Below are 24,219 nucleotides of genomic sequence, written 5' to 3' on the forward strand. Positions count from 1 at the left end.
CCTTGTGGAACGCTGCTTTCCACCGGCCTCTTTCAAATGTTCTGACCCAAGGACCAAGACCCATGGCCTTTAAGCTAACCGACTACGAAGCCTACGACTTTGCCAACCGTCGCCACATCGGCCCGTCGCCCACAGAGATGGCGGAGATGCTGAAGGTGATTGGTTTCAAGACCCTGGATGAGCTGATCAACGCGACCGTGCCCGAAGCGATCCGCCAGCAAGAGCCGCTGGACTGGGGCCCGGCGATGACCGAACGCGATGCGCTGTTCCACATGAAAGAGGTGGCGAGCAAGAACAAGGTTCTGACCTCACTGATCGGTCAGGGCTATTACGGCACCACCACGCCTGCACCGATTCTGCGCAACATCCTGGAAAACCCTGCCTGGTACACCGCCTATACGCCCTACCAGCCCGAGATTTCGCAGGGTCGGCTTGAAGCGCTGTTGAACTTCCAGACCATGGTCAGCGACCTGACCGGCATGGATATCGCCAATGCCTCCTTGCTGGACGAGGCCACCGCCGCCGCCGAGGCCATGGCCATGGCCTTCCGTGGGGCGCGTTCCAAGGCCAATAACGCTGCCTTTTTTGTCGACCAGAACTGCCACGCCCAGACCATTGCCGTGATCCAGACACGCGCTGCCCCACTGGGCATCGACGTGGTGGTTGCCGATCCGGATGACCTGGATGCCGGTGCCGTCTTTGGCGCGATCTTCCAATATCCCGGGACCTATGGCCATGTGCGTGATTTCACCGATGAAATCACGGCCCTGCATGAACACAAGGGCATTGCCGTTGTTGCCGCCGACATCCTGTCGCTGGCGCTGCTGAAAAGCCCCGGTGAAATGGGCGCGGATATCGCCATCGGCTCGACCCAGCGCTTTGGCGTGCCCATGGGCTATGGTGGGCCACATGCGGCCTATATGGCAACCACCGACAAACTGAAGCGCGCCATGCCCGGCCGTATCATTGGTGTGTCGATCGACAGCCATGGCAACAAGGCCTATCGCCTGGCCCTGCAAACCCGCGAACAGCACATTCGCCGCGAAAAAGCCAATTCCAACGTCTGCACCGCGCAGGCGCTCTTGGCGGTCATGGCATCGATGTATGCGGTTTATCACGGCCCCGACGGCATCAAGGCCATCGCCCAGTCGGTGCACCGCAAGACCTCGCGTCTGGCGGCCGGGCTGGAAGAGCACGGCTTCAAGGTCGAACCAGAGGTCTTCTTTGATACCATCACGATTGAGGTTGGTCCGCTGCAGACAACCGTCATGGAGGCCGCAGTGGCCCGTGGCATCAACCTGCGCAGGGTGGGGGACACCAAGGTTGGCGTCAGCTTGGATGAGCAAACCCGCCGCGAAACAATTGAGGCTGTCTGGGGTGCCTTTGGCATCGACAAGAAAGACGACAGCCAGGCCAATCGCGCCTATCGTCTGCCCGATTATGCCCTGCGCGAAAGCGAATATCTGACCCATCCGATCTTCCACAAGAACCGTGCCGAGGCGGAAATCACCCGCTACATGCGCCGTCTTGCAGATCGCGATCTGGCGCTGGATCGGTCCATGATCCCGCTGGGGTCTTGCACCATGAAGCTGAACGCGACGGTTGAAATGATCCCGGTCACCTGGCCTGAATTTGGCAATCTGCACCCCTTCTGCCCGCAGGATCAGGCGCAGGGCTATCAGCAGATGATCGAAGATCTGAACGACAAGCTGTGCCAGATTACCGGCTATGATGCGATTTCCCAGCAGCCCAATTCTGGGGCGCAGGGTGAATACGCGGGCCTTCTGACCATTCGAAACTATCATGCGGCCCGCGGCGAAGCGCACCGCAATGTCTGTCTGATCCCGACCTCGGCCCATGGTACCAACCCGGCGACTGCCCAGATGGTTGGGTACAAGGTTGTGCCGGTTGTCGCGGATGAGGACGGCAATATCGACGTGGCTGATTTCCGGGCCAAGGCGGACAAGCACAGTGCCAATCTGGCCGCCTGCATGATCACCTATCCGTCTACCCACGGCGTGTTTGAGACCACCGTGCAAGAGGTCTGCCAGATCACCCATGATCACGGCGGTCAGGTCTATATCGACGGCGCCAATATGAACGCCATGGTCGGCCTGGCACGTCCGGGTGATATTGGCGGCGATGTCAGCCACCTGAACCTGCACAAGACCTTTTGCATTCCCCATGGCGGTGGTGGCCCCGGCATGGGACCCATCGGGGTGAAATCACACCTGACAGAACACCTGCCCGGCCACCCGGAATATGGCACTGCTGTTGGGCCGGTTTCGGCGGCGCCCTTTGGCTCTCCGTCGATCCTGCCCGTGTCCTGGGCCTATATCCTGTTGATGGGCGGCGCCGGGCTGACCCAGGCGACCAAGGTTGCGATTCTGAACGCCAACTATATCGCGGCCCGTCTAAAGGACGCCTACGGCGTGCTTTACACTTCGGCAACCGGGCGTGTGGCGCATGAATGCATCCTTGATACCCGGTCGCTGAATGACGAGGGCGGCATCACTGTGGATGACGTGGCCAAGCGCCTGGTCGATTCAGGGTTTCATGCGCCAACCATGTCCTGGCCAGTGGCTGGCACCTTGATGGTTGAGCCAACCGAGTCTGAGCCCAAGGCCGAATTGGATCGTTTCTGCGACGCCATGCTATCGATCCGGAGCGAGGCGCAGGATGTCATCGATGGCAAGATCGACCCGCAAAACAACCCGCTGAAAAACGCCCCCCACACGGTGCGCGATTTGGTGGGTGACTGGGATCGCCCCTATAGCCGCGAAGCGGCCTGCTTCCCGCCCGGCGCGCTTGGAGTGGATAAATACTGGTCACCGGTCAACCGGGTCGACAATGCCTATGGCGACCGCAACCTGGTCTGCACCTGCCCGCCGATGTCGGACTACGCAGAAGACGGCACCAGCTGACCAAGACGACCAAGGCCCGCCGCCCTGCCCATGGTGTGGCGGCGGGCGCTCCCCTTTGACATCGCGCGCCGCCCGACTGGCTGGGCGCGCCCGCAATCGGAGGAGGCCAGAATGACCGTTCACAGCCTATTATCACATCCTGCCGCTCCCTCTGATCAGGTGGCTATCTTGCTTCCAGAGGGAGCCCCCACAGGTGCGGGACAGGTGCTGGCGGATCTGCTGCTTGCGGCAAATGAAGTGATCCCGGAGGCGCAGTTTCGGGTGACGATCCAGCCTCTGTCGCAGGTGCAACACCCCAGCCGGGACGATCCGCGGCGCGCCATGAGCATCTTTCTTGGCGATATCCGGGCCCGCTGGCGGGTCAGCCGCCAGGACCGTGCCGCTCTGCAGGTGCTGTTGCAGCGCTCGGGCCAGCCGGTTCTGGTGGGCGGCGCGGTGTTCCTGCTGCGCGAGGCGGGGATGTTTGACAAACAGGCCCTGGCGGTGCATTCGAACTTTGCTGCTGCTGCCGAAGAAGAGGCCCTGCACGCGACCGAGACTGGCGCGCCCTACCATCTGGGTGATCCGGTGCATTCCGCTGTCAGCCCGCTGGCGGCGCTGCGTCTGCTGCAAGAACTGATCGGCCGCACCTATGGCGCGTTCATGGCCGACGCGCTGGGGGAATATGTCGGGCTTGATGCAGGTGACAGCCGGTTGCAAAGCAAGGTCACCCTGGACATCTTGCACCGAGCGGGCGGCGACAGCCTGATCAGGCAAAGCCTGTCCCTGATGCAGCAGAACATGGAAGAGCCGTTGTCAATCTGTGAACTGGCGCGCGAACAGGGCGTGTCGACCCGCAAACTGCAGCGCCGCTTCCGCGAGCGCACTGGCGGCGGGCCACAGACCGCCTATCGCCTGTTGCGGATAGAGCGGGCGCATCAGCTTCTCACCCATACCAGCCTCAACCTCTATGAAATTGTTGCGGCAACCGGGTTTGGCACCCGTTCTAATCTGTCGCGCTGGTTCCACAAACAGCTTGGTGTCAGCCCGCAGATGGTGCGTCGCCGCGCCTATAGCGAGATGGCTCCGCCCTGCTGCACTGACGGCGCTGCGGGTCTGAAACGGGTCTGACAGCTATTGCTTCCTGCCGGGGCAAAGCTTTTTGAAATAGGTCTTGAACCTCTAGTCGCTGAAGGGTTTATCTAGGGGAGGTCTTTACAAATTCCGAGGCCAGACCATGTCCCAAAACTGCTGTTCCCCCCGCTCTGCCGATATCACGCCTGCCGCACAGGATCCCGATCAGACCTCCGCTGTGGCCGGGGGCTGCTGTGGCAGTGCCGGGGCGGTGCCCGTGATGGATGCGGGCCAGATGAAAGCGGGGCGCAGCTTTCGGGTGAATGGTTTGGATTGCGCCGAAGAAGTGGCGATTTTGAACCGGGCACTGGGGGGCGCGGTGGGCGGGGCAGCGCAGCTCGGCTTTGATGTTCTGAACGGACGGATGACGTTGCTGGCCACGGCCACGCCGATTGCCGATGCCGAGGTGCTGCGCCTGGTGGCACAGACGGGCATGCGGGCCACCCCATGGGACGACGCCAGTGCCACGGCCGATCAGGCGGCGCATCTGACCCGGCAAAAACGGTTCACCGGCGCAAGTGCCGGGTTTTGGGCGGCTGGCCTGGCCTGGCATATTGGCCACTCTGGCGCAGGTGGCTTGGGGCAGCTCTTTGCCAGCCATGGCGCGCAGCCGGTGCCACTGCCGGAATTGGCGCTTTTTCTTGTGGCGATCCTGCTGGGGGTCTGGCTGGTGCTGCCCAAGGCCTGGTATGCGCTGCGCAATCTTGCCCCCGATATGAACCTGCTGATGGTGGTGGCGGTGGCTGGTGCGCTGACCCTTGGGGAATATTTCGAAGCCGCCACAGTTGCCTTTTTCTTTGCCCTGTCGCTGACGCTGGAATCCTGGAGCGTTGGGCGGGCACGCACGGCAGTGGCGGCCCTGCTCAACCTGGCGCCCCCTACGGCGCTGGTGCTTGCCGCTGATGGACGGGAGACAGAGATGCCCGCCGCCGAGGTTCAGATCGGGCAGCATTTTGTGGTGCGGGGCGGTGACCGGATCCCGCTGGACGGGCAGGTGATTGCCGGCGCCGGAGAGGTTGATCAAGCGCCCATCACCGGCGAGAGCGCCCCCGTGCCCAAAGAGGCCGGGGACGAGGTCTATGCCGGCACCATCAATGGTGAGGGCAGCCTGACGGTGGCGGCCAGCAAGGCTGCAAGCGACACGGTGCTGGCCAAGATCACCCGCATGGTGGGCGAAGCCCACGCGCGGCGTGCCCCAGTGGAACAATGGGTCACCAGATTTGCCCGCATCTATACCCCTGTGGTCATGGGGCTGGCCGTGGCGCTGGCGGTGTTGCCGCCAGTGCTGATGGGGGGCGACTGGGGCTTTTGGGTCTATAATGCGCTGGTGCTGCTGGTTATCGCCTGCCCCTGCGCATTGGTGATTTCTACACCAGTGTCGATTGTTGCCGCCCTTGCTGCCTCGGCGCGGGCTGGGGTGCTGATCAAGGGCGGTGCCTATATAGAGGCCCCAGGCCGACTGGACGCCGTCGCCCTGGACAAGACCGGCACCCTGACCGAGGGCCGCCCGGAAGTGAGCGGCCTGTACCCGCTTGGGGGGGGCGATGCGGCGGATCTGTTGCAGGCTGCCGCCGCACTGGAGGCACGGGCCTCGCACCCTCTGGCGCAGGCCATTCTGGCCGAGGCGCAGCAGCAGGGTGTTGCCGTCGTGGCGGCCAACGACACCCGGACCGTGCCGGGACGCGGCGTCGAGGGGCAGTTTCAGGGCCGCGCGCTCTGGCTGGGCTCGCCCCGGTTCGCCGTTGAAAAAGGGTTCGAAGCGGCGCTGCCAATGGCGCAGATGGCCGAGATCGAGGCGGCAGGCGCCACCCTGGTTGTGGTGGGTACCGATAGCGGGCTGTTAGGGCTGATCGCCCTGCGGGACCGGCTGCGCCCTGAGGCCCGCGAGACGGTGGCGGCGCTGCACCGGCTTGGCGTCAAGAAGGTGGTGATGCTGACCGGTGACAATGCGGTCACGGCCCGGGCCGTCGCGGTTGAAACCGGCATCGACGAAATCCACGCAGAGCTGCTGCCGGGCGACAAGCTGGCGGTGATCGAGCGCCTGACCAAAGAGCATAAGATGGTGGCCATGGTCGGGGACGGGGTCAATGATGCCCCGGCGATGGCGCGGGCGCATTTTGCTGTGGCGATGGGGGCCGTGGGATCTGATGCCGCCATCGAGACCGCCGATATCGCCTTGATGAGCGATGACATCAGCCGCCTGCCCTGGCTGCTGCGGCACTCGCGTCGTACCATGGCGGTGATCCGGCAGAACGTCACGGTCTCGTTGGTGACCAAATTGGCATTTGCCCTGGCGACCGTCTTTGGCCTGGCCTCCATGTGGGGGGCGATTGCCGCGGATGTTGGGGTGTCGCTGCTAGTTGTGGCCAATGCGCTGCGACTGCTGCGCGTAAAGGAGATTTGATATGCTGACCATTGGCGCACTGGCCAAACGCACCGGCACCAAGGTGCAGACGATCCGCTACTACGAGACCATCGGCCTGATGCCTGAACCCGCCCGCAGCGAGGGCGGCCAGCGGCGCTATGACCTAGCGGAACTGGATCGCCTGGCCTTTGTTCGGCATGGGCGGCAATTGGGGTTCTCGCTGGATGCCATTCGCGATTTGTTGGATCTGGCCGATAATCCGGCCCAGTCCTGCGCTGATGCGGATTCGATTGCGCAGCGGCAGCTGAAACAGGTGGAGGATCGCATTGCCCGGTTGCAGGCGCTTCAGTTTGAACTGAAGCGGATGATCAGCGACTGCGGCCAGGATTCTGTTGCGCAATGCCGGGTGCTGGAGGTGCTGCGCAACCATTCTGAATGCCTGACCGATCACGAGGTAGGCAGCGACCGATCAATCGGCAGCTAGAGCATGACACAAGCAGGCCGCGCGATCGGGGGGCGTTCTTCGTGAAAGGCGAAATTCAAGCCTGTTGCCCTGTGGGGGCTGGGTCTTGTCGCCGTCTTCAGACGCTGCGCCCACCGTGATGGGCTTCGCCACGTTCGCGGGCCAGGTGCATCTGTTTCTGCCGCTCACGAAAGCGCGCCTTGTCGGCCTCTGAGGTTTCGTCAATGCACTGATGGCAAGACACACCGAGTTCAAAACTGGGGTGAGCCTTGTCTTCGGGCACGATCGGGCGGCGACAGCCGTGGCACAATTCATGCGGGCCTTCGACCAGTCCGTGGCCAACCGATACGCGGTTGTCAAAGACAAAGCATTCGCCCTGCCAGCTGCTCTCTTCGGGCGGGGTTTCTTCCAGGTAGCGCAGAATGCCCCCCTTCAGGTGATAGACGTCCTCTACCCCTTGGCTCAGCAGATAGTTGGTCGATTTTTCACAGCGAATGCCGCCAGTGCAGAACATCGCCACCCGCTTGTTGTGAAAGCGATCCTTATTGGCCTGCCACCAGGCGGGGAATTCACGGAAACTGGCCGTTTCAGGGTCAATGGCACCTTCAAAGGTGCCGATCTTGACCTCATAGTCGTTGCGGGTATCGATGACCGCGACATCCTCGGCCCGGATCAGATCGTTCCAGTCTTCTGGTTCGACATAGTGGCCAACCCTGGCCTTGGGATCGACATCGGGCTGCCCCATGGTGACGATCTCTTTTTTAAGACGCACCTTGATCTTGCCAAAGGGGGCGTGATCGCTTGTCGCCTCTTTCCACTCCAGATCAGCGCAGCCGGGCAGCGCCTTGATATGGGTCAGCACCGCCTCGATTCCGCTGGCAGGGCCTGCGATGGTGCCATTGATACCTTCCTGCGCAAGCAGCAAAGAACCGGTGACCTGTTGTTGCAGGCAAAGATCCAGCAGCGCCGGTTTCAGGGCGGCGGGGTCGGTGAAGCGGGTGAAGTGATAGAGAGCTGCGATTCTGTACATACCGCGCCTTAGAACCACGCGGCAGATTTTTCAAGGAAAACCAATTGTGCACGGAAATATTGCGGCAATATGCCCGTTCTGCCGGAGGGAGTGGCGTATTTCCAGTGTGGCGTGACGACACGGTTCCCATAAAGATTGCAGCCGGGTAAAAGCTGGTATTACCGTGAGGAGTGGAACAGATGTCACAGGCACTGATCGTTATTGATGTACAGAATGATTTTTGCCCCGGTGGCGCCCTGGCCGTGCCCGATGGCGACGCCGTCGTGGCGCCAATCAATGTCATGATGGCAGATTTTGAAACCGTGATCCTGACCCAGGATTGGCATCCGGCGGGGCATTCTTCCTTTGCCAGTTCACATGCGGGAAAGGCACCGTTCGATCTGGTTGAAATGGCCTATGGCACCCAGGTCTTGTGGCCGGATCACTGTGTGCAGGGCCGCAAGGGGGCCAGTTTCCATGCGGATCTGGACACCAGCGGCGATCTGATTCTGCGCAAGGGCTTTCGCCGCAACATCGACAGCTATTCGGGCTTTTTTGAAAACGACCAACAGACCCCAACCGGGCTTGAGGGCTATTTGCGGACGCGGGGCATCACAGAGCTGACGCTGGTTGGTCTGGCGACCGATTTCTGCGTTGCCTACACGGCACTGGATGCAGCAAAACTGGGGTTTGATGTCAGTGTCGAGCTTTCAGCCTGTCGGGCCATTGATCTGGACGGATCCCTGAAACGTGCCCTTGCAGATATGCATGCCGCTGGGGTGCAGTTGCCGACTGGTCCAGCCTAATACCCCAACGCGCGGGCGCAGGCGGGCTTTAGGGAATTTGAAACATTGCAAGCCTATGAATTTGGCATTGCGCGGAGGCAACAGGCAGGCATGACTAGGGACCAGGAAAGTGGGGCTGTGACAAGACCGCTGGACCTACATCACGAGAGATATAGCCCTGATGGGCTATTCCTGCGGTATGCCCGCGGTCAAATCAGGATATTGTGGTCGCGTGTCGCCTTTTATGTCGTGGGTAGCCTGATTCTCTGGGGTATTGTTTCACTGCAGGCAGCCGTGATCGCCCTGACAGTTGCCCTTTTGGCCGAAGCGATCGAAGCAACTTGCTTGCGTCTGGGATATAAACGGGTCAGCGCCGGTGCGTCCGGGCTGGTCTGGCGGCGGATTACCACCGGGACAGCCTTGCTGCATGGGGGCGCTGTGGCCCTTTGCGCCACAACACCCGCTTGGGGCAATGCCTTGATGGGGGGCGAGGTCAACCCGGATGAGATTGCCTCTGTCTTTACCATCTGCCTGTTGGTGGGAACCGCCATTAATGTTGGATTGGTGTTTCCCTATCACCGCCCGGCAGCGATCGCGCGGCTCACTATCTTTTCGCTGACGCCAGTGGTTCTACTTTTTGTTGATATGGTTGATGTGGGCCACCAGCAGGTACAGTTGCAGGTGGCCGGCCTGGCGATTCTCTATGCTGGGCTGGGTTGGTTTTTAATTTTTGTGACCCGCAGTTTTGCCCGAACGCGGAGCATTCTGCTGACCCAGGCGCTGCAACAGCAGGAACTGGAAGGGGCATATGAACGCCTGGTAGAACAGCAGGCCGAAGCCAAGAAACTGGCCCTGGTGGCCCGTCACGCCAATGACAGCGTTATCCTTGTGGATCGAAATGGCGTGGCGCAATGGGTGAATGAGGCCTTTACCCGCATTACCGGCCATAGCTTTGGTGAAACCGTCGGGCGCAATCTTGGAACGTTGTTGAACCACCCTGATACCGATCCGGCCGCCATTCAGTTGATCGAAGACTGCCGGACTGCGGCCCGCCCAATCCGGGTGCAGGTGTTGAACCTGCACAAGGAGGGCCACGGGATCTGGATCGAAACCAATCAAGTGCCTATCCAGAACCACCAAGGCGAAGTGACCTCTTATATCGCCATTGAACGGGACATCACGGCGACCAAACAAAACGCGCAAAAGCTGGACGATGCCCGCCGCGCCGCAGAAGAAGGCGCGCGCGCCAAATCGGACTTTCTGGCCACGATGAGTCACGAAATCCGCACCCCGATGAATGGGGTGATCGGCATGGCGCAACTGCTGGAAGAATCCGACCTGGACGAGGACCAGAAGCTTTACTCCGATACTATTCTCAGCTCTGCCCGGACGCTGCTGGCCTTGATCAATGATATTCTGGATCTGTCAAAGCTGGAGGCAGGGCAAATCACCCTGAGCCCAACAAATTTTGACCTGCAGGCCTGTTTTGACGAGACCGTGCGCCTGCTGCGCAGTCAGGCAGAGATCAAGGGGCTGGAGTTGATCGTCGAGCAGGATGCTGATCTGCCCAGATCCCTTCATGGGGATGATCACCGGCTGCGACAAATTTTGATCAACCTGGTGGGCAACGCCATCAAGTTCACCGAAAAAGGCCGGGTCAAGGTCTCTGTCGAGGTGGAACCCACCAAGGATGCGGGCGTGTTGCTGCACTGTGCGGTGTCCGACACCGGGATTGGCATTCCGAAGGATATGCTCACCAGGATTTTTGAGCGCTTCTCGCAGGCAGATGCGGCCATCAGCCGCCGCTTTGGCGGCTCGGGGTTGGGGTTGGCGATTTCGCGGCGTCTGGCCGAGGCCATGGGCGGGCGGATTGCCGTCAGTTCGGAAATTGGGGCGGGGTCCTGTTTTACGCTGGTTCTGCCATTTGACGCTGCCACCGACAGCGTTGAAGCTGCCCTTTCGCTGGCACCAGAAGCGGGGAGCCGCGAGGATGAGCTGGCCGGGCTGCGGCTCTTGGTCGCCGAGGACAACCGGGTCAATCGCCTGTTGATCCAGAAATTCCTGAAAGACGCCGATTTGGAGCTGGAATTTGCCCATGACGGTGCCGAGGCGGTGGACAAGGCAGAGCATTTCAAGCCGGACATTATCCTGATGGATGTGAGCATGCCCGTGATGGACGGGCTGGAGGCGACGCAGATCATCCGGTCCTGGCCGCAGCCGCAGCCGGTAATCATCGCATTGACGGCAAATGCCTTTGACACCGACCGCAAGGCCTGCCTGGCAGTGGGCATGGACGAATTTGTGACCAAGCCGGTGAACCGAAGACAGCTACAGGATGTCCTGGCAACCTATTGGAGCGATAAGGCGCGGCGGCCACGCGCGGGCTGATCGCGCCCTGATTGCCTTGCTCTGACCGGTGGCCTAGCCTATCAATCCTTGACCCAACTTGCATGAGGCCGCCGGTGGATATCGCAACCCGCGTCTACAATCACAAATGGAAGATCGATCCGATCATCCGGTCGCTGATTGATACGGACTTTTATAAACTTCTGATGTGCCAATCAGTGTTTCGCAACAAGCCGGACACCGAGGTCACGTTCTCTCTGATCAACCGGACGACATCGGTGCCGCTGGCCCGACTGATCGACGAGGGAGAGCTGCGTGAACAGCTGGACCACATCCGCTCTTTGTCGCTGTCCCGTGGCGAAAGCACCTGGCTGCGCGGCAATACCTTTTACGGCAAGCGCCAGATGTTCCGTTCGGATTTCATGGAATGGTTCGAAGGCCTGCGCCTGCCGGCCTATCATCTGGAACGCATTGGCGATCAGTATGAGCTGACCTTTGAAGGCAAATGGCACGAGGTCATGCTCTGGGAGATTTCAGCCCTGGCGGTGCTGATGGAACTGCGCTCGCGCGCAGTGCTGAACGACATGGGTCGGTTTGAATTGCAGGTGCTTTATGCCCGCGCCATGACCCGCGTCTGGGAAAAGATCGAACGCCTGCGTGATATCGATGGGCTGAGCATTGCAGATTTTGGCACCCGCCGGCGGCATGGGTTTCTTTGGCAGGATTGGTGCGTACAGGCGATGCGCGAAGGGCTGGGTAGTAAATTCACCGGCACCTCGAACTGCCTGATTGCGATGCGGCGCGAGGTCGAGGCCATCGGCACCAACGCGCATGAGCTGCCTATGGTCTATTCCGCCCTGGCGGCGGATGATGCCGCCTTGGCACGCGCTCCCTACGACGTGCTGTCTGACTGGCATGAGGAACATGACGGCAACCTGCGCATCATCCTGCCCGATACCTATGGCACCCAGGGTTTTCTGGACCATGCGCCCGACTGGCTGGCAGGCTGGACAGGCATTCGCATCGACAGCGGTGATCCGGCAGCCGGGGCAGAGGTGGCGATCAAGTGGTGGCAGGACCGCGGCGAGGACCCGCAGGGCAAGCGCGTGATTTTCTCGGATGGTCTGGACGTGGACAAGATTGCCGAACTACAGGGGCAATTTGCGGGCCGCACCAAGGTTTCCTTTGGCTGGGGCACCCTGCTGACCAATGATTTCCGCGGTCTGGTGCCAGGGGATGCGCTTGCGCCTTTCTCATTGGTTTGCAAGGCGATCTCTGCCAATGGCAAACCCACTGTGAAATTGTCGGACAATCCGGAAAAGGCCATGGGCCCTGCGGCTGAAATCGCTCGCTACAAACGTGTTTTCGAGGTGGGCGCGCAAGAACGCCAAGACGTGATCGTCTGATTTGGCGAGGCAGCGATACGGCATTAGACAGACCGCCCCCGGTGCGAGCTATTTGGGGGGGCAGGTCAATGTCCGCAAAGCGGGCGACGCGAACCCTTGCCCGAATATGACCAATGACTGCTGTCAGCCCGCTCGGTGGAAAAACAGCGTGTTGCTGGCGCAGAAAAATAGGCTTTGAGGGTGGCGCGAACGCCGTTTCTTTAGGCTTTTCTCGTTTGCTGCGGTGCAGGATAAATCTCGGCCAGTTTGCGGGGGTTTTAGGCGGTCGCGGCGAGGAGAAATTCGTCGGTTGCCCCGCATGGTCCGCGCAATAGGAGTCTGTTCAAACCAGGGGGCGGGGCGGAGCAGCTACGGCGGAACTGTTTCAACTCGTGGCTTTTTGCCGCTGTTGTTCCCTGAGTGATGATGAAGAAGAGAATCTTCAGACATTCGGGTAACGGAGCGCCAGAGATCGCAGAGCCAGCAGCGGGGAAGCGGGCGTATGTGATTTGGGCTGCTGCATATTTTTCTAAGCTAAAACATGTGAATACAGGGTATTCAGGCGCTTTTTAGGCGGCCATTCGGCAAGCCGGATGGGCCTGAACACGGTCCAGAAAATTTAGGTATGGATTTTGGATACAACATCCATTATGCAAAAGGGGAACCACAAAACCGGGGCTGCACGGCGCGTGAGAATGCGTTGGGAACAGCTTCACCAGGATGAATTCCTGCGAAGGCAGATGTTGCGATGCAGCCAGCTACAGCTCGAAAGCGAGCCCATTTTGATGCGAAGGAAAACTATTATGTCCAATATCTTCTCCGGAACGATGCCCGCGTTGATGACGCCGTGCAAAGCCGACCGCACGCCTGATTTCGACGCGCTGGTCAAGAAAGGAACCGAGATGATCGCGGCAGGGATGTCCGCCGTTGTTTATTGTGGTTCCATGGGGGATTGGCCGTTGCTTTCGGATGAACAGCGGATGGAAGGCGTTGAAAGGCTGGTGAAGGCAGGCGTTCCGGTTGTTGTCGGCACTGGCGCGATCAATTCAAAAGTTGCAACAGCGCATGCAGCCCATGCCCAAGCCGTCGGCGCGGCAGGTCTGATGGTTATTCCGCGGGTTCTGTCGCGTGGTTTATCGCCCATCGCACAAAAGAACCATTTCAAGTCGATCCTGAGCGCGGCACCGGATGTGCCGGCTGTGATTTACAACAGCCCCGTATACGGGTTTGCCACCCGTGCCGATCTGTTCTTTGCACTGCGGTCTGAGCATCCAAATCTGATCGGCTTCAAAGAATTCGGCGGAAAAGATGACCTGAGATATGCAGCAGAGCATATTACCTCGCAGGACGATCAGGTCACATTGATGGTTGGTGTTGATACCGAGGTTTTTCACGGTTTCGTCAATTGCGGCGCAACGGGCTCGATTACGGGGATCGGTACAGCGCTGCCAAAAGAGGCTTTGTTGTTGGCTGCGTTGTCGCAAAAAGCAGCTGCCGGACATGCCGAAGCGCGGATGCGGGCATTGGAACTGGAAGAAGCCTTCGGCGTTCTGTCCAGTTTTGATGAAGGCACGGATCTTGTGTTGTTCTACAAATACCTTCTCGTGCTGAATGGCGAAGAAGAATACCGCCTGCATTTCAACGAAACCGATGCCCTGTCGGATGCGCAGCGGAACTACTGCGAACAGCAATACGCCCTGTTCCAGACATGGTTCGCTGACTGGTCCAAGCAGGGTGGGATTATTACCGAATGCATGTAATCGACAACCACACAGGCGGGGAGCCAGCCCGCATGATCCTGAGTGGTGGCCCCGACTTTGGGTCGGGGCCTTTGTCGGAACGCGCGAAAGTGTTTGCAACGCAGCGCAGAGATTTTTACCAGTCCGTGACGATGGAACCTCGCGGTCAGACTGCGATGGTCGGTGCGCTATTGGATGATCCTGTCGATCCCGACTGTGTCGTTGGCGTTGTCGAGAACTGCCTGTCCGGTGCAAATACGGTCTCCATCACCGACATTGCGCGCCTTCGCACTCATCGCGCGGCAGCCATGCTGCATTTCAACACGGACGATCCCCATAAAAACGGCATCTCCGACGCCCTTAATAACCAGAGCCGGAAGCAATTCGGCCGCAGCAATATTGCATGCTCCAATGGTGCCATGCTTCAACGTTCAACAGATCTGAGGACAACATGAAGATATCCAACTTTGTTACCGCAGGGGCAATTGCTCTTGCAATTTCAAGCCCCGTTCAGGCGGCTGAAGTCGAATGGAAAATGACCGCCGGCGTTGGTGAGGGGTCGTTTCTTTACCAAAACTTCATGGAACGGTTTGTTGGCAACGTCGACACCCTTACGCAGGGCCGGGTCGAAATCAAATCGTTTGGGGCGGGTGTTCTGGCCCCTGCGTTCAAAGCATATGAAACCGTGCAGGATGGCATCGTTGAAGCAGGGCATTCGACCCCCTCGTATCTGGTCAATCAGGATGCCACCAATGCGATCTTTGCCAGTTTCCCTGGTGGGATGTCCGCAGAAGCGACATTGCACTGGGTCTATGAAGGTGGCGGCGAAAAAATGTTGCAGGAATTCCGTCGTGAAGAGATGGGATTGCACAGCATTGTTGTCGGTATCGGCACCTCTGAAATCATGGCGCATTCGAACGTGAAAATTGAAACGGTCGAAGATCTTGCCGGGGTAAAGTTCCGTACTTCCGGTGCCTTTGCCGAAGTTCTGCAGAACGAATTTGGCGGGGTTCCGACGGTTGTGCCGGGGAATGAAATCTACACCCTGCTGCAACGCAAAGGCGTGGATGCGATTGAATGGTCTACTCCGGGTGCGAATATCACCGAAGGTTTCCACGAAGTTGCCCCCTATATGATCATGCCTGGTGTCCACCAGCCATCGTTCCTGTGGGAAGTGTTTGTAAAGGAAGAGACATGGGACGCGCTTCCAGAGGATTTGCAGGCGTTGATCACAGCCGCGGCAAAACTGACAACATATGAAGGGTATACCCGTTTCGGTGACAGTGATGTACGGGCCATGGCCGATTTTCGCGAAACCAATGTCGAGCTGGTCGTGATGGATCGCGCAGAATCCGAAAAGATCCGCGAAGCGGGCCGGGGCTGGGCGCAGAGCGAAGCCAAAGCCCAAAGCGATGCAGGAAGCCAGCGGATGCAGGACGTGCTTGATAGCTACTTGGCATACCAATCGAACTGGGCAAAGAACACGAACTATCTTGTTCGTGACACCGCTGAGTAACGCATCAAAATCCGGGTGGTCGGCAGCAACGCCGACCACCCTGTCAGGAGGCCCACATGGCACTTTTACAAAACCTCTGTGAACGATTTTCAGAAGCGTTGGGTTTTTTTGGCCGCTTGGCCATCTTTGCTCTGATCGTTGCGATGCTTTACGAAGTCGTGGCACGATATGCATTCGGCGCCCCGACTTTGTGGGCTTTTGACATTTCCTACATGTTGAACGGGTCCATCTTTCTGCTTGGCGCGGCCTATTCGCTGCAAGAAGACGCGCATGTGCGCATCGATTTTCTGTCGCAAAAATTCCCCATGCGTGTTCAGCAACTTCTGAATGGGTCGGTCTATCTGCTGGTGATGGCCCCTATCTCATTTGCATTCACTTGGGTCGCCGCAACCAAAGCACTCAAGGCCTTTACCACAGCCGAAGTTGAAGCGGTCAGCCCCTGGGCTCCACTGGTCTGGCCATTTTACGCGGTAATTGCGCTGGGGCTTTTTGCCTTTTCGCTGCAGTTCGTTGCCGAAGCGGTAAAATACCTCTCTGGTCAAAAACAACCCGGAACCGCCGAGTCCGAAATAACCGAGTTGGAGATCTGATAGATGATACCCCTGCTGATGTTTGCCGCACTGTTTGTGCTTGTCTTTGCTGGAATTCCAGTCGCCTTTTCACTGATGATTATCGCAGTGAGTTTTGGCTATTTCGTGTTCGGTGATCTGATCTTTCTTCAACTCTACGGCCCGTTGCTGAGCACCGCGTCGAATTTCGTATTGGCGGCGATTCCGCTGTTCATCTTTATGGGCGCAGTCCTTGAACGATCCGGCATTGCGCGGCGATTGTTTTATGCGCTGCAGCTTTGGCTCGGCGGTCTTCCAGGTGGTTTGTCGCTTTCAACGATTACGATGTGTGCAATTTTTGCCGCCGCGTCTGGCGTTGTTGGTGCGGTTGAAATTGTCGTCGGGTTAATGGCAATCCCGCCAATGATGAAAGCGGGCTACAAAAATGATTTGATCGCGGGTACGATTTGCGCAGGTGGATCATTGGGCACGATTATTCCGCCCTCCGTTATCGTGGTTGTCTATGCCTCTATTGCCCAGCTTTCGATTGGCCAGCTTTTCGCGGCTTCTATCTTCCCGGGCATTTTGATGGTGGCCTTCTTTGTCGGCTACATTCTGATCCGTAGCCTGCGACATCCAGCTGATGCGCCGCCCTTGCCGACCCAGGACCGCGCAATCCCCTTGAAGGAAAAGGTGTCGGTATCGCTGACGGCGATGTTGCCGCCGCTTGCGCTCATTGTCATGGTGCTTGGTTCTCTTTTGGCGGGTATCGCATCAGCAACAGAAGCCGCCGCTGTCGGCGCCGCAGGTACGCTGGTGTTGACGATGATGTTTCGCGAACTGACCGTGAAACTGCTGATGGATTCTCTTGGGGTGACCCTGAGGATCACGGCAATGATCATGCTTATCATTGCGGGTGGCACCATGTTCACCAGCATTTTTGCGGTCACTGGCGGGGGGGATTTGGTCCGCGATACGGTTGAAACAATCGGCTATGGCAATGTCGGAATTATCGTGTTTTTCCTGACAGTGGTCTTCTTTTCCGGCTTTGTGCTGGATTGGGTGTCGATTGTTCTGATCTTCGTTCCGATCTTTGCTCCGATCGTAAAAAGCGCCGGTATTGATCCAATCTGGTTCGCGATGATGGTTCTTGTGGTCATCCAGACCTCGTATCTGACACCGCCCATGGCCCCATCGATCTTCTATCTGCGTTCAATCGCACCGAGCAGTATGACCTACGGGCAGATGTATCGTGGTGTGCTCCCCTTTGTTGGTGCGCAGATGCTGGTCTTGGTCGTGATCATTCTCTTCCCCGCCTTGGTGACATGGCTGCCCTCTGTCCTTGTGGGCCTCTAGTGGGGCAGCGCGACGTAATCGTCATAGGCGCAAGAGGTCTCGGCATCAGCGCCGCCCGGAAGCTGCAAGGTTGCAGCGCGCGGGTGCTGGACCTTGCTGGCGTCGCGCAGGGGGCCTCGGCGGCTAGTGCCGGGGCCTTTGCCTTTACCGATGTGGTGCCATTGGCCGCGCCGCTGTCATGGCGTTGGGTTCGATCATCTGCAAAGCCCCGAGGCAATTGCGGAGATCGAGCCTGGTCTGTACCCGCGCTTCACCCATCCCGATCACACGCCGGACTGGGTAAACGTATTTTATGCTTGATCATGGGCATCTTGGTCTGCCCCAGTCTGCGGCGACCGCAGAACTGGTGACGGACCTGATATTGGGTGCTGATCTAGGACTGTCGATGGCAACCGATGCGCCATCGCGGTTTTGATTTGCGCCGTAGTTATGGCAACAGGGCCAGTAGATCATCAAACAGAGAGGCTGAAATTTCGACAAAGCCGCGATCCAGATTGCGCGCGCGTGCGGCATAGCGCCGTTGTGACGGCAGCCGCGCGCCCTGATCAACAATATCGGCAAACAGCCGTTCGGCGCGGGCATTATTGGCGTCGCTCTTACCGCCCGAGAATTGCACTGGATCAAAGGCCAGAATGATTTCCCCATGGTAGGGCGCACCACCGTTTCCCTGCGCGTATTCCATACTTTCAAAGCTGGTCAGATCGTCGATCAACGGGCCTGCCATGAGTTCGATCATGATTGACAGGGCCGAGCCTTTGTAGCCACCAAAGGTCAGCATAGCACCCTGCAGCGCTGCATCAGGATCGGTGGTCGGGTTGCCGTTCTTGTCGATCGCGACGCCTTCCGGCAGTGGTTTCCCGGTCCGTTTGTAAAGCTCAATCTCGCCGCGTGCAAAAGCGCTGGTCGCGAAATCAAACGTGAATGGTGTTGTGCCCTGGCGCGGCCAGCTAAAGGCGAGCGGATTGGTCCCAAGCGTCCCACGTGTCCCGCCGGCTGGCGCGACCCATGAATGACTGGGGACCATCGCGATCGCGGCAAGTCCAGCCGCCGATAGCCGTTCAACTTCGGGCCATAGCGCCGAAAAGTGGAAGCAGCGATTGATTGCAACTGCGGCAATACCAAATTCGCGGGTCTTTTGGATCAGCAGGGGAATGGCGGCTTCCATCGCGAGCAGAGACATTCCACCCCGTGCGTCCGCTTGGATGATGGCCTTTGCGGGATGTGCAATCTGTGGTTCGACTTGCCCGTCGATTTGCCCTGCTTTGATCGTTTGAACGCACATCAACAACCGGAATAAGCCATGCGACTGGCAATCATCCAGCTGACAGGTGTGCAGCATTTCGGAAATAGTTTCGGCATGGTTTTTGCCGTAGCCAGCACCGGTAAGGATGTTGAAGGCGAGACTTTTGACTTCTTCTAGGGGGATCTTGACGGTGTTGTGCATCGGTTTGACTTTTCTGTCGTGAATGGTATGTATTGGATAATGGATACAATGCATTCAATTGTCCATACCACCGGCAGGCGTCGGTAACTGCGGGCAATAGTTTCTTGGAATAACAATCCGAAATGGGTAACTGTATCCAAAATTCGAAACCGTAAGAGAGTGTGAAATGGGCGGCAAACGGGCGATCAAACGACAAAGTCTTCCTGATGTGATCGCCGACGACATTCGCGAACGCATTTTGAATGGTGATCTGGCTGAAGGCGCGACCATCCGGCAAGAGGCGCTGGCAGAAGAATACACCGTTTCGCGAATGCCTGTGCGCGAGGCGTTGAAACGGCTCGATGCCGAAGGCTTGGTGCAGCTGACCAACAATCAGGGCGCGACGGTCACCAAACATTCACTGGATGAAATTGGCGAGATTTTCGACCTGCGCATCCTGATCGAAGTAGATCTGTTCAGGAGCGCTATTCCGGTAATGTCTGCGTCGCAGATTGCCCGCTGCGAACAGATTCTCGAGGCGATGGAAACTTCATATGATGCTGATGACGTGGGTAAATGGGGGGCGTTGAACTATGATTATCATTCGGCTTTGTATGCCCCTGCGAACCGTTGGCTGACCAACGAAGTTTTGCAGCGCATCAACCTTCAATCTGATCGCTACGTTCGGATGCACCTCAGCGTTATGAAGCAACGTGATCCGGCCCGGGAAGAGCACCGTGAACTATTGGCCCTGGCCCGCGAAGGAAAAGTGGAAGAGGCTTGCGCGGTGTTGACCCACCATATTTCGCAGACCAAAGAAAATCTTTTGAAACTTATGGTTGCCAAACGCAACGGCGACACAGGCTGAAACCTGACCGGGGGCTGAGAGGGTTCTTGCATCTTTCGCAATTTTGGATACATTATCCACAATTGCGAAACCGTTTGCTTAGATAGCAGAAAAAGAGGGCTCGATGACATTCACACCACATGGAAAACACCTGATTGCAGGCAAATGGGTCGACGGGGATGGCACCTTTTCGTCGCAACCCGCGTCGGGAACACCACATAATTTTGCGGTCGGTCGCATTGCGGATGTCGAAGCGGCCGCTGCCGCGGCAGAAGACGCGTTTTGGAGTTTCGGATACTCCACCCGGAAAGAACGGGCCGCGCTGCTGAATGCCATTGCTGATGAAATCGAAGCACGTGGCACGGCGATCACAGAAATTGGCATGCAGGAAAGTGGCCTGCCCGAGGCACGCCTGAACGGTGAACGTGGCCGGACCACGGGCCAGTTGCGGTTGTTTGCCAGCCATATCCTGAAGGGCGACTACCTTGACCACCGTCACGATGAAGCCTTGCCGGATCGACAGCCGTTGCCCCGGTCCGACCTACAATTGATCCAGCGTCCGGTTGGTCCTGTGGCTGTGTTCGGGGCATCGAATTTCCCGCTCGCATTTTCCACGGCGGGCGGGGACACTGCTGCAGCGCTGGCCGCCGGTTGTCCGGTTGTCGTCAAGGGACACAGCGCGCACCCCGGCACCAGCGAGATCGTCGCCGAAGCCATTTGTGCGGCTGTCAAAACATGCGGAACCCACCCAGGGGTCTTTAGTCTTATCCAAGGCGGCAACCGTGAGGTTGGCGCAGCTTTGGTGCAACATCCCCTGATCAAGGCTGTCGGTTTTACCGGATCGCTTGGTGGTGGTCGCGCGCTGTTCGATCTCTGTGCAGCCCGCCCCGAGCCGATCCCGTTTTTTGGTGAGCTGGGTTCGGTAAACCCGATGTTTATCTTTGCAGCGGCGCTTGAAAATCGTGGCGAAGCCATCGCACAAGGCTGGGCCGGCTCGTTGACGATGGGGGCGGGCCAGTTCTGCACTAATCCTGGCGTTGCCGTGATGCTGGCAGGGGACGCGGCCGACGCATTTGTCAAAACCACAGGTGACGCCCTGTCGCAGGTGGGGCCACAAACGATGTTGACCGACGGAATTGCTGATGCTTATCGCAGCGGCCAGCGACGTGTCGCACAGGCGTCAGGCGTTCGTGAGGTTCTGACAACCCGTTGCGATCTGCGAAACGCGACGCCGTATCTATACGCCACCACTGCAAGGGCATGGCTGGACAACGAAGAACTGGCCGAAGAGGTCTTTGGCCCGCTTGGTGTGATTGTCACCGCCGAGACGGTCGAGGAAATGCTTGCGGTCGCACAGAGCCTTCAGGGACAGTTGACCTGCACGGTGCATGTGGATGCCGAAGATGCCGCAGCTGCCGCTGGTTTCATGCCGGTTCTTGAACGTAAGGCGGGCAGAATTCTGGCCAACGGTTTCCCGACCGGTGTTGAGGTCAGCGACGCAATGGTTCATGGGGGGCCGTATCCGGCGTCAACCAACTTTGGCGCCACCTCAGTTGGAACGCTGTCAATCCGCCGTTTCCTTCGGCCTGTTTGTTACCAGGACATGCCTGACAGCCTGTTGCCGGAAGACCTGTAAACCGGCAATACCTGCCCTGAGGATGAATATCCTCGGGGCTTCGATTTGCGCGGGGCCATCCGTGTTCGGTTGGAATTTGCTACATACCTTCGCGACCTTGGCTAGATGGGCAATAAAGGATCGCTCAAGAAACTTCACCAAGAAGACTTTGCGCAGGCAAACGGAGGTCTCCCTGGGTGGAAGCATGAACATGATAAGATAGCGGGCCTTCGTCCGAACAGCATCTTGCAAACCGGTACTTATCTGCCGCGTGGAGAAGTCCTGAAGCTGTTCGATCAAGTCGTTTTCAATATTCTCATTGCCAACATCTAACTGGTAGCATGCAGCTCAAAGTTAAGAAAAGTAGCAATGGATCAGCGGCCTCTCCTGCGGATGTTAGGAGAGGCTGATATTGGCTTGATCAGGGCGGTTCGCTCGACCGCCGAGCGTTTATCTCTCTGCGGCGATGGCCAGCACTTCGATGAGATAGTGCGGCTGAGCCATGCGGGCTGAAACGCATATTGGCAGGTGCTTTTGTTGGCCACCTTCCTGATCGGACTGGTGCTGATCGTGCTGTCGGGCAGCCGCGCTGTGATGGGGGGGCTGGTTCGGCCAGAGTTCTCGACCTTCCAATGGGGGGCGATGATCATGTGTACCCAAGTTGTTGGGGGGCAGGGTCTTTTGGGTCGCGGGGGAGCCGATGGCACATTTCCTGTCCTCGCCGCCGTTGTTTGGGGCCGAGGCTGGAACCTCTGAGGCCGTCGCGCCCGCGCTTGTGCAGGCGCAGAGCTTCATGCATTGGGGTTTTCTTGCTTGGGCGATCCTCGGCGCGCTGACCACCGTGATGCTGATGCATTACCACTATGAAAAGGGTCTGCCGCTTGCCCTGCGCACCCTCCTTTATCCGCTGTTCGGAGAGCGCGCGCTCAAGGGGCCGATCGGTTTCCTCGGGTTACAGGTCAGCTACGGTCTGAACACGCTCTTTGGCATCCCGGACAGCTTTGCCACGCAAGCCTTGGTGGTCGCGGGGCTGGTCATGCTCTATACGATTTCGGCGATGACGGGGCTGACGCGCGGCATTCAGTTGCTTAGCAAAATCAACGTAGTTCTCGCTGCAGGGTTGCTACTGTTCATGCTGGTTTTCGGTCCGACCGTTTTTATCTTCAAATGCTACTTAGCGGGCCTCGGATCCTACCTTTGCAAAGTCTTGGGATCTGCCAGTCGGGTGGCGGTCCCATGCTGCACGAACAATGGAAGGAGCAGACCTTCGTCGCAGGTGCAGTCACCAACCATCATCGAACAGAAGGCATGGGTGCAGAGCTGCCATTCGGCTTTCAAAATGCATCCGCCGTTCTCATCCCAGATCACTGGGGTAAATCCAAGAACCGCCGCAGCGGTTATGAAATTCAGCCACCCGGCGATTGGTACGATCCGGCGATCTTGCCCGCCTTCTTTTGGATTTCGGTGAATTCACTTGCTGTGAAGGCCCGAATTGTCTTCAGGTTACTTACTGCTCCGCTGGCGGCAGTTGCCATCAATCCCGCCATAAGGTCAGTGACATCATCTATGGTGACCTTGATCGAGAAATCGTTGTCGCCCGTTGTTAGGTAGAAGGACTCAAGCTTGCCACCTGCGGCTTCGACTATTGCGCGCGCGGCTGCTTCGCGATCGCTTGGCGTCTCCAGCATGGCCTTGATAGCCGACGATGTGTAGCTACCAGTTACAATGAATCTAGGCATTCGTGCCTCCCTAAGGGAGCAATGCGCCTCTCGGCCCCAGACACCATGTCCAGAGGTCCGCGGACGTCCCCCTGATGATCATCATAGCACAAATTTGATGCGACCGCGCGGCCATCGACCTTTTTGCACGTCCGAGCAAGGCGCACAGTGACCCGTCGCTGCTAGGTAGACGCTGGGAACTTTGGCGCGAGTATCGCACTATCCCTTGCTGCTTTCATGTTCTAGCCGCTGCTGGGCAATTTCTGCGTTACGCAGGCTGCGCTGATGGTCGATCAGCGATTGTTTCACATAGTCCAGATGGGCCTCGACGGCGGCACGGGCCCCTGCGGGGTCGCGGGCCTGCAGGGCGGCATTGATGGCGCTATGCTGGGCCAATAGCGCCTCGTAGGTGGTGTGACGGCTGAACATGATACGGCGATTGTAGAACACGCCCTTTTGCAGCAGATCAAACATCGCGCGCATCATGTGCAGCATCACCACATTATGGCTGGCATCCATGATTGCGGAATGAAACTGGGCATCCAGATTGGCCGCTGCATCCGAAACTGAGGGGGCTCCGGCGGCGACCATCTTGTCAAAAATGGTCTGGATCACCTTCAGATCTGCGTCAGAGCCAAATTTGGCGGCGCGTTCGGCTGCCAGCCCTTCCATGTCGCGACGAAAGCCGAGGTAGTCAAACACAGCCTCGTCGTGGCGGGCAAACAGTTCAATCAGCGCCGGGGAAAAGGCGGAGCCCAGCACATCGGCGACAAATATGCCCGAACCGGCCTTGGCGCAAAGCAACCCATCCGCCTGCAACTGCGAGATCGCATCGCGTAGCGAGGGGCGCGACACGCCAAGGCGCTCGGCCAGTTCGCGTTCTGATGGCAGGCGCTCGCCGGGAGAGAGGATGCCGCGCAACACCAGCTGTTCAATCTGGTGCACCACCGAGGCAGAGAGTTTTTCGGGCTGGATTTTCTGAAACGGCATCGGGGCCTCTGGCTGATCATCATGTCGCAGTACAGCGGCGCGGGTGCTGTAAATTGGTCAAAACATATGACCACGCC

At 58.5% G+C, this 24,219-nt stretch carries 18 protein-coding genes and 1 pseudogene; 15 read left to right on the forward strand and 4 right to left on the reverse strand.

The window, feature by feature from the left end; all coding sequences use genetic code 11:
- Positions 1-62 precede the first annotated feature (62 nt).
- The 4 genes from gcvP (at position 63) to P2081_RS17220 (ending at position 6,886) form a co-directional block, all read left to right on the forward strand.
- Positions 63-2,924 (forward strand): aminomethyl-transferring glycine dehydrogenase, encoded by a 2,862-nt coding sequence (gene gcvP, locus P2081_RS17205; protein ID WP_278924100.1) that lies wholly within the window; start codon positions 63-65, stop codon positions 2,922-2,924.
- 111 nt (positions 2,925-3,035) lie between these two features.
- Positions 3,036-4,034 (forward strand): helix-turn-helix domain-containing protein, encoded by a 999-nt coding sequence (locus tag P2081_RS17210; protein ID WP_278924101.1) that lies wholly within the window; start codon positions 3,036-3,038, stop codon positions 4,032-4,034.
- A 106-nt stretch (positions 4,035-4,140) separates the two neighbouring features.
- Positions 4,141-6,441, forward strand: coding sequence for a heavy metal translocating P-type ATPase (locus P2081_RS17215; RefSeq protein WP_438826546.1), 2,301 nt, complete (start codon positions 4,141-4,143; stop codon positions 6,439-6,441).
- A gap of 1 nt (position 6,442) precedes the next feature.
- Positions 6,443-6,886: a MerR family transcriptional regulator gene (locus tag P2081_RS17220; protein WP_278924102.1), complete on the forward strand. Its 444-nt coding sequence runs from the start codon at positions 6,443-6,445 to the stop codon at positions 6,884-6,886.
- A 97-nt stretch (positions 6,887-6,983) separates the two neighbouring features.
- Here P2081_RS17220 and trhO read toward each other — a convergent pair whose 3' ends face one another.
- Entirely contained in the window at positions 6,984-7,895 is a 912-nt protein-coding gene (gene trhO, locus P2081_RS17225; RefSeq protein WP_278924103.1) for an oxygen-dependent tRNA uridine(34) hydroxylase TrhO, read from the reverse strand.
- Positions 7,896-8,074: 179 nt separating this feature from the next.
- On the opposite strand from trhO, the gene pncA reads away from it, so the two are divergent.
- The 8 genes from pncA to P2081_RS17265 all read left to right on the forward strand — a co-directional run bounded on the left by pncA (position 8,075) and on the right by P2081_RS17265 (position 17,549).
- The gene (gene pncA / locus P2081_RS17230) at positions 8,075-8,680 is read left to right on the forward strand and encodes a bifunctional nicotinamidase/pyrazinamidase (RefSeq protein WP_278924104.1); all 606 of its coding nucleotides are present in this window, start codon (positions 8,075-8,077) and stop codon (positions 8,678-8,680) included.
- A 273-nt stretch (positions 8,681-8,953) separates the two neighbouring features.
- Positions 8,954-11,047 carry a PAS domain-containing hybrid sensor histidine kinase/response regulator gene (locus P2081_RS17235; protein ID WP_278924105.1) on the forward strand — a complete coding sequence of 698 codons (2,094 nt, stop codon included), beginning with the start codon at positions 8,954-8,956 and terminating at the stop codon, positions 11,045-11,047.
- A gap of 74 nt (positions 11,048-11,121) precedes the next feature.
- The gene (gene pncB, locus P2081_RS17240; protein ID WP_278924106.1) at positions 11,122-12,411 is read left to right on the forward strand and encodes a nicotinate phosphoribosyltransferase; all 1,290 of its coding nucleotides are present in this window, start codon (positions 11,122-11,124) and stop codon (positions 12,409-12,411) included.
- 779 nt (positions 12,412-13,190) lie between these two features.
- On the forward strand, positions 13,191-14,150 hold the full coding sequence (locus P2081_RS17245) for a dihydrodipicolinate synthase family protein (RefSeq protein WP_278924172.1): 960 nt from the start codon (positions 13,191-13,193) through the stop codon (positions 14,148-14,150).
- A gap of 32 nt (positions 14,151-14,182) precedes the next feature.
- The gene (locus tag P2081_RS17250) at positions 14,183-14,584 is read left to right on the forward strand and encodes a proline racemase family protein (protein WP_278924107.1); all 402 of its coding nucleotides are present in this window, start codon (positions 14,183-14,185) and stop codon (positions 14,582-14,584) included.
- Positions 14,581-15,645, forward strand: coding sequence for a TRAP transporter substrate-binding protein DctP (gene dctP / locus P2081_RS17255; RefSeq protein ID WP_278924108.1), 1,065 nt, complete (start codon positions 14,581-14,583; stop codon positions 15,643-15,645). Before P2081_RS17250 ends, dctP begins: the two co-directional genes overlap by 4 nt.
- A gap of 56 nt (positions 15,646-15,701) precedes the next feature.
- The gene (locus P2081_RS17260; RefSeq protein ID WP_278924109.1) at positions 15,702-16,235 is read left to right on the forward strand and encodes a TRAP transporter small permease subunit; all 534 of its coding nucleotides are present in this window, start codon (positions 15,702-15,704) and stop codon (positions 16,233-16,235) included.
- 18 nt (positions 16,236-16,253) lie between these two features.
- Positions 16,254-17,549 (forward strand): TRAP transporter large permease, encoded by a 1,296-nt coding sequence (locus P2081_RS17265; protein WP_278924110.1) that lies wholly within the window; start codon positions 16,254-16,256, stop codon positions 17,547-17,549.
- 427 nt (positions 17,550-17,976) lie between these two features.
- Here the strand turns inward: P2081_RS17265 and P2081_RS17270 are convergent, their stop codons facing one another.
- Positions 17,977-19,047 (reverse strand): Ldh family oxidoreductase, encoded by a 1,071-nt coding sequence (locus tag P2081_RS17270; protein WP_313790354.1) that lies wholly within the window; start codon positions 19,045-19,047, stop codon positions 17,977-17,979.
- A 112-nt stretch (positions 19,048-19,159) separates the two neighbouring features.
- Between P2081_RS17270 and P2081_RS17275 the strand changes: the two genes are divergently transcribed.
- The 3 genes and pseudogenes from P2081_RS17275 to P2081_RS21330 all read left to right on the forward strand — a co-directional run.
- On the forward strand, positions 19,160-19,840 hold the full coding sequence (locus P2081_RS17275; protein WP_278924112.1) for a GntR family transcriptional regulator: 681 nt from the start codon (positions 19,160-19,162) through the stop codon (positions 19,838-19,840).
- Positions 19,841-19,943: 103 nt separating this feature from the next.
- Positions 19,944-21,455, forward strand: coding sequence for an aldehyde dehydrogenase (NADP(+)) (locus P2081_RS17280; RefSeq protein ID WP_278924113.1), 1,512 nt, complete (start codon positions 19,944-19,946; stop codon positions 21,453-21,455).
- 498 nt (positions 21,456-21,953) lie between these two features.
- Positions 21,954-22,632 (forward strand): annotated as a pseudogene (locus tag P2081_RS21330) (BCCT family transporter); the annotation flags it as partial.
- 208 nt (positions 22,633-22,840) lie between these two features.
- Here P2081_RS21330 and P2081_RS17290 read toward each other — a convergent pair.
- On the reverse strand, positions 22,841-23,173 hold the full coding sequence (locus P2081_RS17290) for a GYD domain-containing protein (protein ID WP_278924114.1): 333 nt from the start codon (positions 23,171-23,173) through the stop codon (positions 22,841-22,843).
- Positions 23,174-23,371: 198 nt separating this feature from the next.
- Positions 23,372-24,142 (reverse strand): FadR/GntR family transcriptional regulator, encoded by a 771-nt coding sequence (locus P2081_RS17295; RefSeq protein ID WP_278924115.1) that lies wholly within the window; start codon positions 24,140-24,142, stop codon positions 23,372-23,374.
- Positions 24,143-24,219: the final 77 nt, after the last annotated feature.

It is taken from the genome of Pseudophaeobacter profundi (assembly GCF_029697505.1).
Taxonomy (GTDB): Bacteria; Pseudomonadota; Alphaproteobacteria; order Rhodobacterales; family Rhodobacteraceae; genus Pseudophaeobacter; species Pseudophaeobacter profundi.